The organism is Hymenobacter aerilatus, assembly GCF_022921095.1.
In the GTDB taxonomy this organism is placed as follows: Bacteria; Bacteroidota; Bacteroidia; order Cytophagales; family Hymenobacteraceae; genus Hymenobacter; species Hymenobacter aerilatus.
In genome coordinates this window covers 4,066,683-4,082,300 of sequence record NZ_CP095053.1, presented here as the reverse complement: position 1 = coordinate 4,082,300, position 15,618 = coordinate 4,066,683, and the positions used below count along the sequence as shown (strand labels likewise).

The following is a 15,618-nucleotide window of genomic DNA, read 5'->3' as shown; positions in this document are numbered from 1 at the left end:
GGTAGAGTTACTTGCGCTGCTCGACGGCCGCTTGCATGCGTTGTGCCATCGATAAATGTTCTTTCAGAATGGGGACATTCTTGGCCGCAAAGGCTTTGATATCCGGGTCGCTGGCACGGACCGAGGCTTCGGTGTATTCTTTCACGTCCTCCTCGTGGTCTTTCACCATTTCCTTGAGGTACTTTTTGTCCATATCCACTCCTTTTTCGTCCGTCACGTCATCTAGCACTTCGCGGTGGTCTTCGCCAAGCGTACTAGGCAGCGTCATGTTCTTGCGGGCAGCTAGGGCTTTCAGTTCCTCGTTGGCTTTGCTGTGGTCGTCCACCATGTGCTGGCCAAACTGCTTGCCCTCGGGGGTAGCACCTTGCTGCGCTACCAAGCGGCCTAGCTCTACCTCCAGCATGCCACCACTGGCAGCTTTGGTCATAAAGTCGGAGTCAAAATCCTTTTTGTCCTGCTTTACGTCGCCCATTTCCGTGTTGGCGGTGGCGTTTTCGTGGCGGGCTTCGTTGGTTTTCTGGGCCTGATCTACGGAGTCGCCGTTGGATGTGCAGCTGGTTGTAGCCGCTAGCAGCGCCACCGCGCATAGCGGGGCAAACAGCATGCGTTTCATCAGAAAGAAAGGATAGGGTGGAGGGGAAAGAGGAGCTTAAGGCTGAGTAGTAGCGCTCTTATCCAGCGCGGCTGAGTCGGCGGCGGAGGGTGTAACGGTAGGACCAGCGTTATTGTCGATTACTACAGCATCGGCCTGCACGCCGCCTTCTTCAGCAGCCTTATCAATGTCACTTACCGCTTCGCCGGCGGTGCCATCAGTGCGTTTTTCGGCGTTGCTGCAAGCCGAGAGGGATAGAGCGGCGGCCAGAGTCAGGCCGGTCAGAATACGATACGTCATCAGAAAAGAAAAGTGAAATGGTGTGGAAAAGAGCGGAGGGGAGAGTAGTGTTAAGGCAGTTTTTCAACCTCGTCTTGCACTTGCTGGGCCTGAGCCACTTGCTGCTGCAACACAGGTAAATATTTGGCGGCAAACCCGCGGATGTCGCCATCGTAGGCGTCCTCGCTGAGGTCTTTGAAGGAGTCTACGGCTTTCTTTTGGCCATCGACTATCGCCGCACTATATTTTTTGTCGAAGGTCGTGCCCGTAAGAGCCGACAGGTTCTTGTACACTTCCTGGCGTTCGGCCCCTAATGCTTCGGGTAGCGTAATGCCCTTCCGACCGGCCAGCGTTTTCAGTTCCCCAGTCATTTTGATGTACTGATTGAGCAGGTTCTGGGCCAGGTTGCGCACGCTGGGGGTAGCGGCGCGTTGCAGGGCCACGGTGGCTAGTTGCTGGTTGAGAATGCCATCGGCTGCGGCATTCACCATAAACGTGGCATCCTGTTTTTGCTTTTTAGTGATGTCGAGGTCGTCGATGCGCTTTTCGTTTTGTGCTAGAGCGGCGGCTACGGGGTCGTCGCTGTTGGCACCCGGCGAGCAAGCATGCAGCAGCAACGTGCAGCCACCTGCCATGAGCAGCGGCAGCAAACGGCGGTAGACTGGGAGGAGGGTAGGGAGAGCCATGCCCTGCTATACGCGCCCTCCGGGGTGGTAGTTTGGTTTAAGCTAGTCGGGTAAAATGGACGCCGTTTGCTACGGTCGGGCTTCTACAGGCCTGAGTACCAATCGTAGCCGCGCTGCGCCCAATAATCGGCTGGTCGTTGAGCCGTAAAAGCAATGCTGCCGATGCGCTTGATGTGCTTGATGCCGTACTTTAGCGGCGTTACTAAGCGCAGGGGGGCGCCGTGCTCCGACGTTAGTGGCTGGCCATTCATCTCGTAGCACAGCAGGGTTTGGGGGTGCAGCGCGCTCTGCATGTCTAGGCCCACGTAGTATTGTTGGTCGGGCGTCACGAGGTGTACGTAGGGCGCCAAGTCGGTGGCTGAGGCCAACTGGTAGTGCGTCACGAAATCAGAGAAGCGCGCCCCGACCCAGTGCACCACCACGCTCCAGCCCTCAATGCACTTCAGTTCGGTGGTCATCTCCACGCGGGGTAGGGCCCGGATGTCAGCCAGCGAAAACGTGCGTACCGGGGTAGGACCATTGGGGCCCAGGCCCTGCACCTGTAGTTGCCACGCCGCCGCGTCCAGCGGACTTTTCAGCCCTAGCTTGCCATTCACACGGGGCGCTTTGGCGCGGCTGCGCGGAAACACCGGCGCCAAATCGGCATTGCTCAGAAACTCTCTGGAAATCTTACCGTTCGCGTCCAGCACGCTGCGTAGGGGCCACAGGGCACCGTCGTCGGTGGGGCGCGTTGCAAGCCAGCGCCAGCCGCCCAGCGCAGCCAGTGAGGCTAAGCCCGCCGTCAGGAAAGCCCGGCGGGAGCGTCGGGACGCTTCCTGCTCTACAGCGTCGTCGGGGGTAGGGCGTTGAGGAGTGCTCATGGGCGGGTAGAGTTGGAGGAAGAAGCGGGTGTGTCTACCAATTCAAAGCCAGCTACCATCGAGCGGAAGTTGTTCCAGCCGGCCCGTACTACCTGCGCCACATGCACTACAAAGAACAATACGTAGCCCAGCGTCAGGATAAAGTGCTCGGCCCGCGCCCACTCGTAGCCACCCAGCAGGGTAGTAAGTCCGGCCAGTTGAGTGGGCTTGTAAATAGCAAAGCCTGTGAGGGCCGAGCCTACCCCCATCAGCACCACGGCAGAGTAGGCAATTTGCTGGGCGGCGTTGTATTTGCGTGCGGGCAGCGGTGCCTTGCGGATGCCCAAATCGTGCAGCACCACTTGCCACGCCTCGCGCAGGGCATGGCGGCCTGGCACTAGGTAGCGCCACTCCCCCGAAATCAGCGTGTAAAGCACGTAGGCAATGCCGTTCAGCACAAACAACCACATCACCACAAAGTGCCAGGCCATGCCCTTCGCCAGCTGAAATGGCACGTGCAGCGCCTCATAAAACGACTGCGGGAAAAACTTGAATACGGTCGTATCACCCCAACCAATGCGGTATACGTCGTTGGCCCAGTAAATGAGCAGACCGCTCCACATCATCACGGCCAGCACCGGAAAGTTGATCCAGTGAAACCAGCGGATAGCCAACGGATGTTTTTCGCGCAGCTTTTTCATGGCGGAGAACGGTTGAGACTGTATACGGCATAGAGGCACAGCATTTTGTGCATCAGCGTTGAGCGCTACGTCTGCGCCGTTCGGACAAACAGCATCAGTTCAGCAACGACGAGACATAGAATGATGGTGCCTCCACTTACGTAGTGCTGCGCAGAATGGCTTCGGCCAATAGTAAGTCCTCGGGGGTCGTAATCTTGAGGTTGCGGTAGTCGCCGGACACGAGTTGGATGGGGTGCAAATCCTCTACCACGCTGGCATCGTCGGTGAAGGTAGGCAGCTCGGGAAGCTGGTAGGCACGACGCAACAGCTCTAATTCAAAGCACTGCGGCGTTTGTACGAGGCGCAGACGGGCACGGTCCAAGGCATAAGAGCCCTGCTGCGATAAGTTGCGCACCGAGTCTTTGGGTACTACGGCGGCCACGGCGGTGCCATGCGCCTCGGCTGTAGCAAAGCACTCTTCAATCACCGAGGCCGGCACCAAGGGCCGCACACCATCATGCACAGCTACGGTACCACTGCTCTGGTCGGCGAGGTAGGCCAAGCCGTTGCGCACCGAAGCCCAGCGAGTAGCGCCGCCCGCCACTACGGCGTGGGGCAGTTGCACCCGGTGTTCGGCGCAGAGCTGGTGCCAGGTAGAGAATTGCTCGGCGGGCAGCACCACCACGCACTGCTGCACCCGCAATGGTGTTTCCGAGAATCGGCGCAACGTGTGCAACAGCACCGGCTCGCCCAGCAAATCCAGAAACTGCTTAGGCTTAGCAGCGCCCATGCGCGTGCCGCTACCACCCGCCACGAGGATAGCAAATCGGGGTGTTTCGCGTAAGTCTTGGTTGCTTTGGGTCTTGGGGTCTTGGTTATCGTCGGGCATGGAAGAGGTAGGGTAGCGAAAATAAAAAACGCCTGTCATCTTTCGGAGCGAAAGATGACAGGCGGAATATAAGTCGGGTTAAGGAATCAGAACAATAAGTCTGAAATCTTGAACCTACGATGACCCACTTACAGAATCAGCATGGCGTCGCCGTAGCTGAAGAACTTGTATTTCTCTTTGATAGCCGTTTGGTAGGCCTCAATCAGAAACTCGTGGCCAGCAAAGGCCGAAGCCATCATCATCAGCGTGCTTTCCGGCGTGTGGAAGTTGGTCAGCAGCGAGGTAGCAATCTTAAACTCGTAGGGAGGGAAGATGAAGCGGTCGGTCCAGCCCTCGTTGGCCTTCAGACGAGCGTGCGCCGACACCGACGACTCCAGTGCCCGCATGGTGGTAGTACCTACCGAGCACACTCGCTTCTTAGCATCCAGCGCCTTGTTCACAATAGTAGCAGCCTCCTGCGGCACGATGAAATTCTCCGAATCCATCTTGTGCTTGGTCAGGTCTTCCACATCTACGGGGCGAAAGGTGCCCAGGCCCACGTGCAGCGTTACGGCCGCCGTGTCGATGCCTTTGATTTCCAGACGCTTCAGCACCTCGCGGGTGAAGTGCAAACCCGCCGACGGAGCAGCCACGGCACCCGTGTGCTTGGCATAGATGGTCTGGTAACGGTCCTTGTCCTGGGCATCGGCGTCGCGCGTGATGATTTCGCGGGGTAGGGGCGTCTCGCCTAGGTCGTGCAGGGCTTTGTAGAATTCCTCATCGGAGCCATCAAACAGAAACTTGATGGTGCGGCCACGCGAAGTGGTGTTGTCAATCACCTCGGCCACCATGTCAGACTCGCCGAAGTACAGCTTGTTGCCTACCCGGATTTTGCGGGCGGGGTCCACCAGCACGTCCCACAGGTGAATTTCCTGGTTCAGCTCGCGCAGTAGGAACACCTCTATTTTGGCACCCGTCTTTTCCTTGTTGCCATATAGGCGTGCCGGAAATACTTTGGTGTCGTTGAGTACAAATACGTCGCCCTCGTCGAAATACTCGATAATATCCTTGAAAACGCGGTGCTCAATCTTGCCACTGTCGCGGTGTAGCACCATCAGGCGCGACTCGTCGCGGTTTTTGGCCGGATGCTGCGCCACCAGGTTTTCGGGCAGATCAAACTTGAACTCAGAAAGTTTCATGGGCAGGTATGGGCAATAGTAGGGGAAGTAACGAAAATTTGAGCCGGCAAAAGTACATAAATTCGCCGGATAAGCAGTAGCTCAGTGAGAAAGGCTTCGGCTTTTCTGGCTGCGGCCAGTTGAGCTGCACTATAATCAACACGCACGTGGGCTACTTTGTGCAATAAATTCATTCCTTGGACCCATCTTTATTTTTTATTGCCTCCTACTCTACTTTTATCCCATGAAAGCCCTGCGTCTGACCTTCGAGAGTTTCCGTTTTGCGTGGGATGCCCTGAAGGGGAATTTGCTGCGCACTGTTCTGTCGCTGCTGGGTGTTACAGTAGGTATCTTCTCCATTATCTCAGTGTTTGCGGTGGTGGATTCGCTGGAGGCCAACGTGCGCCAGAGCATGAGCTTTGTGGGCGATAAGGTGATTTATGTAAATAAGTGGCCGTGGTCTTTTGGGCCGGGCACCCCGTGGTGGAAATATTTCAACCGCCCCGTGCCCACCGTGCGCGAGTTTCGGGCCTTGCAGCGCAGCCTTAGCCCTAGCAGCAACAAAGGAGTAGCCATCTTTGCCAACACCAGCGGCAACACCTTTAAGGCGGGTAGCAACAGCATGACGAGCTGTAGCCTGGAGGGCGTCAGCTATGATTTTTACGTTGTGTCGGACGTGCCGCTAGCCGAGGGGCGCTACTTCACGCCCCAGGAGGTGGAGTCGGCTCGGAGCGTGGCCATCATCGGTGCTGATATTGCCGAAAACTTGTTTCCCAATCGGTCGGCCCTGGGGCAAACGTTTAAAGCTAAAGGTTTCACCTTCACGGTGATTGGGGTGTTGCAGAAGGAAGGCAAGAAGCTGCTCGATACGCCCAGCAACGACGCCAACTGCCTGATTCCGTTTGGCATGTTTACCAAAATATTCGCTATTGCCAGTGGCGGCGGTGGGGGCGTCACGCCTACCATCGGCGTGAAGGGGGTAGACGCCGACCCCGGCCTGCTCAACCTCGAATCGGAAGTGCAGGGGCTGATGCGCACCATCCGCGGCCTCAAGCCCCGGCAGGAAGACAACTTCTCTCTGAACCGTCCCGAAATGCTGGCCAACGCCATTACGTCGTTGTTTTCGGTGATAGGGGTAGCGGGAGCGGTAATTGGCAGTTTTGCCATGCTGGTAGGCGGCTTTGGCATTGCCAACATCATGTTTGTGTCGGTGAAGGAGCGCACCAACATCATCGGTATTCAGAAGTCGCTGGGCGCCAAAAACTACTTTATCCTGTTTCAGTTTCTGTTTGAAGCCGTATTTCTGTGCCTATTGGGCGGCGGGGCCGGCATTTTCTTGGTGTTCCTGATAACGGCCATTCCGCAGGATGCCATGCCGCTGTTCCTATCGGCTGGCAATATCACGTTGGGCCTCACGGTGTCGGTGGTTATTGGCATGCTGGCCGGCATCATTCCCGCCGTGTTAGCTGCCAACCTAGACCCCGTTATTGCCATCCGGGCGAAGTAGGGGCGCGTTGTACGCACCCAGAGCAGGGTAGGGTAGAAGAACGTCATGCTGAGCATAGCGGAGTTGAAGCATGACGTCCAACTACGGGTGTCCTTACCCATAACAAATCCACTACCTATTGTTAACAAATTGTTAACTTGGCCGGGCCTACATTTGGCCGCCCGCCCCAGTGCGGGCGGTTTTTATTTTACCCCTTTGCCGTCCGGTCGAGTGAGCCCGATCCGATGGTTTTTTCAGTACAGGCTATGTCAAAAATTACCAAGAACAGCAAAACCAAGATTGCCGATGAAACCCTGAATGCGGGCAGCGGCAAAACCATTGTGCGTCCCGACGCCAATGATAACAAAGCCAAGACCATCAGCGACATCCGTGAGCAAACCCACGGCCAGCGTACCGTGCAGCTCGACGACGAGCAGCGCATCCGGCGCGCGTTTGTAGATAAGGACTGGAACGAAATCAAGATTGCCGACTCCTGGCAGATCTTCAAAGTAATGGCCGAGTTTGTGGAGGGCTTCGAGAAGCTGAGCAAAATCGGACCGTGCGTAAGCATCTTCGGCTCGGCGCGCACCAAACCCGAGAATCCCTATTACAAGATGGCCGAGGAAATTGCGGCCAAGCTGGTGCGCCACGGCTACGGCGTCATCACGGGCGGCGGCCCCGGCATTATGGAGGCCGGTAACAAAGGCGCCCGCGCCGAAGGCGGTAAGTCGGTGGGCCTCAATATTGAGTTGCCCTTCGAGCAGTTCCACAACATCTACATCGACTCCGATAAGATTATCAACTTCGATTACTTCTTCGTGCGCAAGGTAATGTTCGTGAAGTATTCGCAGGGCTTTATCGGGATGCCCGGCGGCTTCGGCACCCTCGACGAGCTGTTTGAAGCCATGACGCTAATTCAGACCAAGAAAATCGGGCGTTTCCCCATCGTATTGGTCGGCTCGGCCTACTGGAACGGTTTGTTTAAGTGGATTGAGGATGTGATGCTGCACGAGGAAAGCAACATTTCGCCCGAAGACCTACAACTGGTGCAGATCGTAGACGACGCCGAATCGGCGGTAAAGATTATCGACGACTTCTACTCCAAGTACTTGCTGTCGCCCAACTTCTAAGCTGAAGCGATTTTCTCGTTATAGGATAAAACCTGCTATTTTCTCTTCTGAGGAAGTGGTGGGTTTTATTGTTTTTACAAGAAGGTGAAAGCGGGTTATGGTGAGTAAAATTATATAAAATACTTTATAAGACATATAAAACTGTGTTTTTGATATGTTACGAAGATGAGTGGTGGTATTTTAAAAGGGTGTGTATAGTGTAAGCTTCATTTCAAAAATGGAATCTTTTTTGCAAAGCGGGAATCCAGCTACACTGCTTTTGTAGTATATACATTCTCTAAACAAATCCTACCCACCATGCCCACTACTACTTCCACTACGAAGACCATTTACATCGTTCCGCGCTGGGCGGGCGCTGCCGATAACGACTGGTATCCTTGGTTAGGCAGCCAATTGGCCGCCGCTGCCGAAGAGGATGGCATCAACTATCAAGTGCGGGCGCTAAACATGCCAGCTTGGGATTTGCCTGTCATTGAGCGTGCCGTAGATTATTTGCGCGAAGTGCTACCCCCCGCTCAACTCAACGAAAACGTGATTCTGGTAGGACACAGCGTGGGCTGTTTGGCCATTCTGCACTACCTGGCCAGCGTGGCGAAGGAAGAAGAGAAACCTCGCAAAATAGGTGGCGTGCTGTGCGTAGCCGGTTGGTTTTCAGTAGATAGCCCCTGGCAGGATATTCTGAACTGGATGCACGCCCCCGTCGACTATGAGGCTGCCCGCACCCTGATTCCGGAGGACAAGCTGATGGTATTACTTTCCGACGACGACCCCTACACCTCTGGCTACAAAGAAAACGAGCAGCTGTGGGTGGAGCGCCTCCAGTCGCAGGTGAGCATCTTATCAGGCCGGCAGCACTTCAGCTCCGAACTGGACCTGGATGTGCGCGATGCCGTGCGCGACCTGGCCGGTGGCCTCAAGCTGCACCCCATGATGGCGTAGTAGTTACGTCAGGAAGTCTAACTTGCAACGGCGGCCGGTCTACTCCGGCCGCCGTTTGCGTTTGGAAAGTTCTGATTACGACTACATGCTGGTGGGTGGCGGCGCGGCCGGGCTTAGCCTGGCCTATGCCATCACACAAGAGCCGCGCCTCCGCGGCAAGCGGGTATTGCTGATTGAGCCCGAAGCCAAAGACCAGAATGACCGCACGTGGTCGTTCTGGGCGGCTGCGCCTACCCCCTTCGATGAGATTGTGGCCCACGAGTGGCGGCAATTGGCCTTTCGTAGCCCTTGGCTGAACCGGGTGTTTCCGCTGAAAGAGTATACCTACAAGATGATTAGGGGGCTGAATTTCTACCAGTTCACGCGGACCGCTTTGGCTGCCGCTTCACAGGTGACACAGGTGCGTGGCCGAGTAGAAACCCTCACGGAGTTGCCCACCGGCGTACACGCCACCACCACGGCCGGCGAGTTCACGGCTCGCTACGCTTTCGATAGTCGCCCGCCTACCCTCACGCGCCGGCCCGATAAGCACCGTTACTTGTTCCAGCACTTTGTAGGGTGGGAAGTAACCACTGACCGCGCCGTCTTCGACCCAGCTACGGTGGAGTTCATGGATTTTCGGGGAGCGCAACACCAAGAGGCGCGCTTCATCTACGTGCTGCCCTTTAGTACTACCAAAGCGCTAGTAGAGTACACGCTGTTTTCTGCCGAAATCCTACCCAAAGCCGAGTACGAAGAAGCCATGCGTGCTTACCTGCGCGATACGCTGGGGGTAGAGAGCTTCCAGATTGAAGCCGAAGAGATAGGCGCCATTCCAATGACCGACCATCCGCTACCAGCGCGGGCCGGTGCACGCATCATCAACCTGGGTACGCGCGCGGGGCGGGCCAAGCCCAGTACTGGCTATGCTTTCCAGCGCATTCAGGCGCACACGGCCCGGTTGGTGGCGGCCCTGGCCGAAACAGGCGCCCCGCCCCACGACCCCACCGGCGACCGGTGGCAGTTTCACTGGTTCGATACCCTGCTGCTCGACATTATGCAGCGCCGCGGCGAAGCCACTAGTCGCATCTTCTCCGACCTGTTTACCAACAACCCCCTAGAGCGCGTGCTTCGGTTCCTGGATGAACGGACCTCGTGGTGGGAAAATTTCCAGATTATGAATTCGGTACCGCCGTGGCCGTTTCTGCGCTCTATCTGGCATGTGCTTCGCGGCCGACCGGGGAAGCGGTGAAATGGTGAAGTGGTGAAGAAAAGGCGTCTGTCATCCTGAGCGGAGCGAAGGACCTTATGCCAGTTGAACGAGTCGTTGTTACGCTTGTCGTTCTCACGTGAGAAGGTCCTTCGCAAGCTCAGGATGACAAACGCTTTTTTTACTCACTATCTCACCATCCACCACTTACCATCTCACAAAGCTTTCCTCACTCTCCAAATACGCTTTTTCAGCCAAAACTACCTCTGGCGTGAGGGGGAGTAGGGTAGGGGTAGTACGGGAGAGGTTGAGCAGGTAGCCGCCGGGTGGGAAGCTGGTGAGGTTGTCGAGGTCGTGGGTGATGCAGAGAATGGTCTTGCTCTGCTCGGCTACCCACTGCTGTTGCAGAGCAAACACGCGGCGGCGGTAGTACACATCTAACTGCTGGGTAGGCTCATCCAGCAAATACAGCGCAGCTTCCTGCAACGAGAGCTGGGCCAGCCACACTAGCTGCTGCTCGCCGCCAGAAAGCAGCGTAAAATCCTGCATGGCGAGGTGGGCGGCGCCTACCTGCTGCAAGGCCTGGTCAGCCAGAGCATAGTCGCTGGTGGAGTAGCCACCCAGGAAACGGTGGTGGCGGTAGCGGCCCATTACCACTAGCTCGCGCACGGCAATGGGGAAGCCCACGGTGGTGCGCTGGGGTAGGTAGGCCAGCAGGCCCTCGGCAGCTGGCCGCGCCACGGTGCGTAGGTCGCGCCCCGCTACCTGGATGGTGCCCTGGTACGGAATACGCCCCGTAAGCGCCCGAAACAGCGTGGTTTTTCCGCAGCCGTTGTGCCCTACAATGGCCACGAAAGCCGGCCCCGGTACCGCAAAAAAAAGGTTGCGGAGTAGAACGCGCTGTTCATACCCCGCAACCAGATTCTCGATGAGTAATGGCTGAATAACTGAATGGCTAGATGGCTGATTCTCTGTTTGTGTATGTAGAATTTCAGCCATTTAGCTAGTTAATCATTTAACCATCAATCCTAATATTCGTCCTCGTTGAACATGAAGTCTTCCTTGGTCGGATAATCGGGCCATACTTCCTCGATGTTCTCGTAGGGTTGACCGTCGTCTTCCAGGGCCTGCAGGTTTTCCACTACTTCCATCGGAGCGCCTGAGCGGATAGAGTAGTCGATGAGTTCATCCTTGGTGGCAGGCCAGGGGGCATCTTCCAGATAGGAAGCCAGTTCCAGCGTCCAATACATAGTAGTGTACTATAAAAAAAGGTTGGCAAAAGGTGGCACGTCGCAAGCTCAGTGGCCTCCGACGATGTGAAGGTAGACACGGAGGCCGGCAAAACGTTGCTCTTTGCCGACAACGTAAAATACAACCGAAGGTTGCTTATACAAGCGCACCTTTTTGCAGAAGATCAATTAAATGATTTTTGGTGCGGATTTTCCGCTCAAATGCCCTGATTTTCCCTTGTAGCATGGTTCGGAAGGCCTCGTTGCCGGGAGACACAGTCAGCTTACTCAGGTTTTCTTCCAGTACCAACTGCTCCTGCCGGTCGCTCTTCACGAACTCGCGCAGGGCCTGCACGCGGGTGCCTACCCGCTCGTCGCGGGTGCCGGGCTCGGGGGCACCGCCGTGCCGCTTGCGGATGTAGTGCTCCAGCGAGCTAAGCTCAAACACCTTGTCGCAGGCAGCAATGAACTGCTCCCACACCCGGTCCGACTCCTCGCCGCGCACGGGACCCACCTTCTTCCAGGCGGCTTGTAGCTCCTTGGCGCGGGTCACGGCCTCCGACATGGGGCGGTGCAGCAGGGCCTCGGCCTCGGCTACCAGGCCGCGCTTGCGAGCCAGGTTGTCTTCGGGCTGATTTTCGGCGCGCTTGGTGTTGATGTGCACCTTCAGGCGCTCAAAGAAATGGTTGTGCGCCGCCCGGAACCGCGTCCATAGGTCGTTGGCCTGCTTGCGGGGTAGGGAAGCGTCAATGTCCTTCCATTCCTGCTGCAACTGCTTGAGCTTGCGGGTGGTGTTTTCGAAATCGTCGGACTCTTGCAACACTTCCGACTGCCGGATCAGGGCCATGTACTTGTCCTGCACGCGGTTGGTCATGGCCTTTTTGTCGGCCAGGAAGTCGCGCTTGCGCTGCATAAAGGCATCTACGGCCGCCCGAAAACGGGCTTCCATCGGCTCTATCTGCTCTTTCTCCACGGGGCCCGTCTTGATCCAGATCTGGCGCAGCGCTTTCACCCGCTCGGTGGCGGTCTGAAAGTCCAGGGTATCGCGTAGCGCTTCCAGCTCTTGCAGCACACCCATTTTGGTGGCCATGTTTTTCTCGCGGTTCTGCGCAATGGTCACATTGATGCCTTCCTCGGCCTCGGTGAGACGGTGGTGGAGGCTCTCAAAGTCACCCAGGCCGTCGTAGCTGGCTATTTGCTCTTTCAGGTGCAGCGCCTTCATCAGGAAGGAGCCCTTGTTGTCAGAGTCGGCCATTTTGGCCAGTAGGTCTTCTACCTTAGTCCGAAATAGCTCGAAGCGCTGGGCGAAGTAAACAAGGGAGGTGTCGGGGGAGTCTTTGACCTGGCCTACCCGGCGGGCAGGTAGGGTCATAAACGGACGGAGCCACACCTGGTCACCCTCGACGTAGCCATATTGGCGGGCGGTAGCGAGGAGGTGGTCGTGTTGTTCCATAATGTAGGATAGTGCGGAAGCGAATAAGTGGAGGAGCAAGCAGATTGTGAACTCAGTCGGAGTGCACAAGTTTACGGTATGCTGGGCAAAAATGCCCATGTGCTTAGTATAATGTAGAGCAGAAAGCCATGCAGGCCGCTACCTTTGTGGTAGCTCCGGCCCTACCGGGGAGCGAGCCGGCAAGGTACTACCGGACAGCCAAACAGAACTTGTAGAACCGTAGATAAGGTGAAGTGTGGGGGAAGAAAACCTCCTATCATGTTATTGTTTCAAATCAACCATACGCAAAATAGGGTATCTGTAGTATACATCTGTCGGCGGTAGGGATAAAACCCAGCTGTGGCTGTGTCTGTCGGCCGATGGCTAGGCTGAAAATCCGGCGCTGCGATACCACGAGTAGTTTGTTTCATTTCCACTTTTTTTAGTCACATGAGCGACCAGACGATTATCTTTTCGATGGCGGGCGTCAGCAAGGTGTTTCCGCCCCAGAAACAGGTTCTCAAGAACATCTATCTTTCCTTTTTCTACGGTGCCAAAATTGGCGTGCTGGGTCTGAATGGCTCCGGTAAGTCGAGCTTGCTGAAAATCATTGCCGGCGTTGATAAGCAGTTTCAGGGCGAAGTAGTCTGGTCGCCGGGCTACACGGTGGGCTACCTGGAGCAGGAGCCGCAACTGGATGCCTCCAAAACGGTGAAGGAGGTAGTGGAAGAGGGCGTGGCCGAAACGGTGGCCCTCCTTAAGGAGTTCGACGAAATTAACGAGGCATTTGGTGCCGAGGATGCAGATTTCGATAAACTGCTCGAACGGCAGGGAAAAGTACAGGAACGCCTCGACCAACTGGACGCCTGGAACCTAGATAGCAAGCTGGAGCGCGCCATGGACGCTCTGCGCACGCCCCCGGCCGATGCCGTGGTAGGCAACCTCTCGGGCGGCGAGAAGCGCCGCGTGGCCCTGTGCCGCCTGCTGCTGCAAGAGCCCGACGTGCTTCTGCTGGACGAGCCCACCAACCACCTCGACGCCGAAAGCGTGCTGTGGCTGGAGCAGCACCTCAAGCAGTACAAAGGGACCGTGATAGCCGTAACCCACGACCGGTACTTCCTCGACAACGTGGCCGGCTGGATTCTGGAGTTGGACCGCGGCGAGGGGATTCCGTGGAAGGGCAACTACAGCTCGTGGCTGGAGCAGAAATCCAACCGCCTGGCTCAGGAGGAAAAAACTGAAAGCAAGCGCCAGAAAACCTTGCAGCGTGAGCTGGAATGGGTGCGCATGGCCCCCAAGGCCCGCCAGGCTAAGAGCAAGGCCCGCCTCGCCGGCTACGACAAAATGGTGAGCGAAGACGCCAAAGAAAAAGAGCAGAAATTGGAGCTGTTCATCCCCGACGGCCCGCGCCTGGGTGCTCAGGTGATTGAGGCTGAGGGGTTGACCAAGGCCTTCGGCGACAAGCTGTTGTTCGAGAATCTAAGCTTCTCCCTACCCCAGGGCGGCATTGTGGGCATCATCGGGCCAAACGGCGCCGGCAAAACCACGCTGTTCCGCCTCATCACCGACCAGCTGCAACCCGACGCGGGCACTTTCGAGGTAGGCCCTACCGTGCAAACGGCCTACGTAGACCAGCAGCACGACACGCTGGACCCCACCAAATCGGTATTCGAGTCGATTTCGGGCGGTACGGAAACCATGCTGCTAGCCGGCCGCCCCGTGAATGCCCGCGCCTATGTAAGTAACTTCAACTTCCGCGGTGGCGACCAGGAGAAGAAGGTAGGGAGCCTATCGGGCGGCGAGCGGAACCGCGTGCACCTGGCTACTACCCTCAAGCAAGGCGCCAACCTGCTGCTGCTTGATGAGCCCACCAACGACCTGGACGTAAACGCCATCCGGGCCCTGGAAGACGCGCTAGAGAACTTTGCCGGCTGCGCCGTTATCATCAGCCACGACCGGTGGTTCCTGGACCGCCTCGCTACGCATATTCTCGCTTTCGAAGGCGACTCGGAAGTGGTATGGTTCGAGGGCAACTTCTCGGACTATGAGGAGGCCAAGAAGAAGCGCCTGGGCGATGTAGAGCCCAAGCGCGTGCGCTACCGCAGCCTGGGGTAGGCTGTGTGAACTCAGTAAACAAAAGCGCACTGCCTGATTAGGTAGTGCGTTTTTGTTTACTCGGGTAGCACTTCGGCCTGAAAGCCGGCGTCGCGCAGCAGCTTAATGAGGCAGGAGGGTAGCACGAAGCCGCTAGCACATTCCACTCGCAGGATTCGGTCACAATCATCTAGATCGAAGTTGGCGCGGTAGTGCGCAAACGTGGTGTGGATCTGGTGCACCAGCTGCTGGGCGTGGCGTCGGGTGCGGACGTTGGTTTTGAAAACTTCTATCATAACACGAAGGGCTTGCGTGGGGCAGAGCATACCGGGCTGGTTGGTTTGCCAGAAAAGGGTAGGCGCACGTAGGATGCGACGGTAGGAGGGTAGGGACATGCCAGTAGGGTAAGCCGGGGCAGGCTTATGTACTGGTTACGCCGTGGTGCTAAGCAGCCGAGTGGTTGAAATTCAGCATCCAATCTATACCAAACCGGTCGGTGAACATGCCGAAGGTGTCACCCCAGAATGCCCGCTCCAGCGGCATCGTCACAGTGCCGCCGGCCGAGAGCTGAGCAAACAACCGGTTGATTTCCTCCTCGCTGGTGCATTGCAGCGACAACGACACTCTATTGCCCTGGACAACGGGTTGCATACCCGCGTCGGAGGCCATCAGCAGCAGGTTGTCTTTTTTCAGACTGGCGTGTAATACGGTGTTTGCTGCCACGGCCGCGTCGAGGCCTTCGGCGGCTGGTGTGCCGGTAAAAGGCTGTACCATCAGTTCGCCGCCGAGGCATTGCTGATAAAAGTTCATGGCTTCTCGGCAAGTACCATCAAAAACAAGGTAAGGGTGAAGTTGGAGCTGGTGCATGGTATTGTGAAGTAAGAGGTTAAAATATAAGCTTTGAGGAATGTTCTACTAATAAGTGTGGAAATTTGGCTATATTTCCGCCGTTGTTGCCAACAAAATTAGTAAAACGACCATCGTGTTTGCGGGGGTA

At 56.6% G+C, this 15,618-nt stretch carries 17 protein-coding genes; 5 read left to right on the top strand and 12 right to left on the bottom strand.

Features of this window, described 5'->3' with window-relative positions; translation table 11 throughout:
* Window positions 1-7: 7 nt before the first annotated feature.
* The 7 genes from MUN82_RS17005 to queA form a co-directional block, all read right to left on the bottom strand.
* On the bottom strand, window positions 8-613 hold the full coding sequence (locus tag MUN82_RS17005) for a DUF4142 domain-containing protein (RefSeq protein ID WP_245092394.1): 606 nt from the start codon (window positions 611-613) through the stop codon (window positions 8-10).
* A gap of 36 nt (window positions 614-649) precedes the next feature.
* Window positions 650-892, bottom strand: coding sequence for a hypothetical protein (locus MUN82_RS17000; protein ID WP_245092392.1), 243 nt, complete (start codon window positions 890-892; stop codon window positions 650-652).
* 50 nt (window positions 893-942) lie between these two features.
* A complete protein-coding gene (locus tag MUN82_RS16995; RefSeq protein WP_245092390.1) occupies window positions 943-1,557 on the bottom strand; it encodes a DUF4142 domain-containing protein in 615 nt (204 codons plus the stop codon).
* 83 nt (window positions 1,558-1,640) lie between these two features.
* Window positions 1,641-2,417, bottom strand: a complete 777-nt coding sequence (locus MUN82_RS16990) for a molybdopterin-dependent oxidoreductase (RefSeq protein ID WP_245092388.1) — start codon at window positions 2,415-2,417, stop codon at window positions 1,641-1,643.
* A complete protein-coding gene (locus MUN82_RS16985; RefSeq protein WP_245092386.1) occupies window positions 2,414-3,097 on the bottom strand; it encodes a cytochrome b/b6 domain-containing protein in 684 nt (227 codons plus the stop codon). The genes MUN82_RS16990 and MUN82_RS16985 overlap by 4 nt, the downstream gene beginning before the upstream one ends.
* Before the next feature lie 136 nt (window positions 3,098-3,233).
* On the bottom strand, window positions 3,234-4,004 hold the full coding sequence (locus MUN82_RS16980) for a 2-C-methyl-D-erythritol 4-phosphate cytidylyltransferase (protein WP_245092384.1): 771 nt from the start codon (window positions 4,002-4,004) through the stop codon (window positions 3,234-3,236).
* 89 nt (window positions 4,005-4,093) lie between these two features.
* Entirely contained in the window at window positions 4,094-5,143 is a 1,050-nt protein-coding gene (queA, locus tag MUN82_RS16975; protein ID WP_245092382.1) for a tRNA preQ1(34) S-adenosylmethionine ribosyltransferase-isomerase QueA, read from the bottom strand.
* Window positions 5,144-5,366: 223 nt separating this feature from the next.
* Here queA and MUN82_RS16970 point away from each other — a divergent pair, with 223 nt between their 5' ends.
* From MUN82_RS16970 to MUN82_RS16955, 4 genes are all read left to right on the top strand, one after another.
* Window positions 5,367-6,629, top strand: coding sequence for an ABC transporter permease (locus tag MUN82_RS16970; protein ID WP_245092380.1), 1,263 nt, complete (start codon window positions 5,367-5,369; stop codon window positions 6,627-6,629).
* Window positions 6,630-6,874: 245 nt separating this feature from the next.
* Window positions 6,875-7,738 carry an LOG family protein gene (locus MUN82_RS16965; RefSeq protein ID WP_245092378.1) on the top strand — a complete coding sequence of 288 codons (864 nt, stop codon included), beginning with the start codon at window positions 6,875-6,877 and terminating at the stop codon, window positions 7,736-7,738.
* A gap of 297 nt (window positions 7,739-8,035) precedes the next feature.
* The gene (locus tag MUN82_RS16960; RefSeq protein WP_245092376.1) at window positions 8,036-8,677 is read left to right on the top strand and encodes an RBBP9/YdeN family alpha/beta hydrolase; all 642 of its coding nucleotides are present in this window, start codon (window positions 8,036-8,038) and stop codon (window positions 8,675-8,677) included.
* 61 nt (window positions 8,678-8,738) lie between these two features.
* A complete protein-coding gene (locus tag MUN82_RS16955; RefSeq protein WP_245092374.1) occupies window positions 8,739-9,908 on the top strand; it encodes a lycopene cyclase family protein in 1,170 nt (389 codons plus the stop codon).
* 165 nt (window positions 9,909-10,073) lie between these two features.
* Here the strand turns inward: MUN82_RS16955 and MUN82_RS16950 are convergent, their stop codons facing one another.
* The 3 genes from MUN82_RS16950 to MUN82_RS16940 all read right to left on the bottom strand — a co-directional run bounded on the left by MUN82_RS16950 (window position 10,074) and on the right by MUN82_RS16940 (window position 12,548).
* A complete protein-coding gene (locus tag MUN82_RS16950) occupies window positions 10,074-10,865 on the bottom strand; it encodes an ABC transporter ATP-binding protein (protein ID WP_245092372.1) in 792 nt (263 codons plus the stop codon).
* A gap of 29 nt (window positions 10,866-10,894) precedes the next feature.
* Window positions 10,895-11,116 (bottom strand): DUF2795 domain-containing protein, encoded by a 222-nt coding sequence (locus MUN82_RS16945; protein ID WP_019948259.1) that lies wholly within the window; start codon window positions 11,114-11,116, stop codon window positions 10,895-10,897.
* 136 nt (window positions 11,117-11,252) lie between these two features.
* Entirely contained in the window at window positions 11,253-12,548 is a 1,296-nt protein-coding gene (locus MUN82_RS16940) for a DUF349 domain-containing protein (protein ID WP_245092370.1), read from the bottom strand.
* A gap of 429 nt (window positions 12,549-12,977) precedes the next feature.
* On the opposite strand from MUN82_RS16940, the gene ettA reads away from it, so the two are divergent.
* Entirely contained in the window at window positions 12,978-14,642 is a 1,665-nt protein-coding gene (ettA, locus tag MUN82_RS16935) for an energy-dependent translational throttle protein EttA (RefSeq protein WP_245092368.1), read from the top strand.
* Between the two features lie 56 nt (window positions 14,643-14,698).
* On the opposite strand, the gene MUN82_RS16930 is transcribed toward ettA, so the two are convergent.
* Both MUN82_RS16930 and MUN82_RS16925 read right to left on the bottom strand, forming a co-directional pair.
* The gene (locus MUN82_RS16930) at window positions 14,699-15,016 is read right to left on the bottom strand and encodes a hypothetical protein (RefSeq protein WP_245092366.1); all 318 of its coding nucleotides are present in this window, start codon (window positions 15,014-15,016) and stop codon (window positions 14,699-14,701) included.
* A 49-nt stretch (window positions 15,017-15,065) separates the two neighbouring features.
* Complete coding sequence (locus MUN82_RS16925; protein ID WP_245092364.1) at window positions 15,066-15,488, bottom strand: VOC family protein; 423 nt, start codon at window positions 15,486-15,488, stop codon at window positions 15,066-15,068.
* Window positions 15,489-15,618: the final 130 nt, after the last annotated feature.

Bases quoted from the DNA above. Each gene is read 5' to 3' on its own strand.
- MUN82_RS16930 (WP_245092366.1), bottom strand. From the start codon at position 15,016: ATGTCCCTACCCTCCTACCGTCGCATCCTACGTGCGCCTACCCTTTTC.
- MUN82_RS16945 (WP_019948259.1), bottom strand. From the start codon at position 11,116: ATGTATTGGACGCTGGAACTGGCTTCCTATCTGGAAGATGCCCCCTGG.
- MUN82_RS16980 (WP_245092384.1), bottom strand. From the start codon at position 4,004: ATGACAGGCGTTTTTTATTTTCGCTACCCTACCTCTTCCATGCCCGAC.
- MUN82_RS17000 (WP_245092392.1), bottom strand. From the start codon at position 892: ATGACGTATCGTATTCTGACCGGCCTGACTCTGGCCGCCGCTCTATCC.
- MUN82_RS16970 (WP_245092380.1), top strand. From the start codon at position 5,367: ATGAAAGCCCTGCGTCTGACCTTCGAGAGTTTCCGTTTTGCGTGGGAT.
- ettA (WP_245092368.1), top strand. From the start codon at position 12,978: ATGAGCGACCAGACGATTATCTTTTCGATGGCGGGCGTCAGCAAGGTG.
- MUN82_RS16995 (WP_245092390.1), bottom strand. From the start codon at position 1,557: ATGGCTCTCCCTACCCTCCTCCCAGTCTACCGCCGTTTGCTGCCGCTG.
- queA (WP_245092382.1), bottom strand. From the start codon at position 5,143: ATGAAACTTTCTGAGTTCAAGTTTGATCTGCCCGAAAACCTGGTGGCG.
- MUN82_RS16985 (WP_245092386.1), bottom strand. From the start codon at position 3,097: ATGAAAAAGCTGCGCGAAAAACATCCGTTGGCTATCCGCTGGTTTCAC.
- MUN82_RS16965 (WP_245092378.1), top strand. From the start codon at position 6,875: ATGTCAAAAATTACCAAGAACAGCAAAACCAAGATTGCCGATGAAACC.
- MUN82_RS16960 (WP_245092376.1), top strand. From the start codon at position 8,036: ATGCCCACTACTACTTCCACTACGAAGACCATTTACATCGTTCCGCGC.
- MUN82_RS17005 (WP_245092394.1), bottom strand. From the start codon at position 613: ATGAAACGCATGCTGTTTGCCCCGCTATGCGCGGTGGCGCTGCTAGCG.
- MUN82_RS16940 (WP_245092370.1), bottom strand. From the start codon at position 12,548: ATGGAACAACACGACCACCTCCTCGCTACCGCCCGCCAATATGGCTAC.
- MUN82_RS16990 (WP_245092388.1), bottom strand. From the start codon at position 2,417: ATGAGCACTCCTCAACGCCCTACCCCCGACGACGCTGTAGAGCAGGAA.
- MUN82_RS16950 (WP_245092372.1), bottom strand. From the start codon at position 10,865: ATGGCTGAAATTCTACATACACAAACAGAGAATCAGCCATCTAGCCAT.
- MUN82_RS16925 (WP_245092364.1), bottom strand. From the start codon at position 15,488: ATGCACCAGCTCCAACTTCACCCTTACCTTGTTTTTGATGGTACTTGC.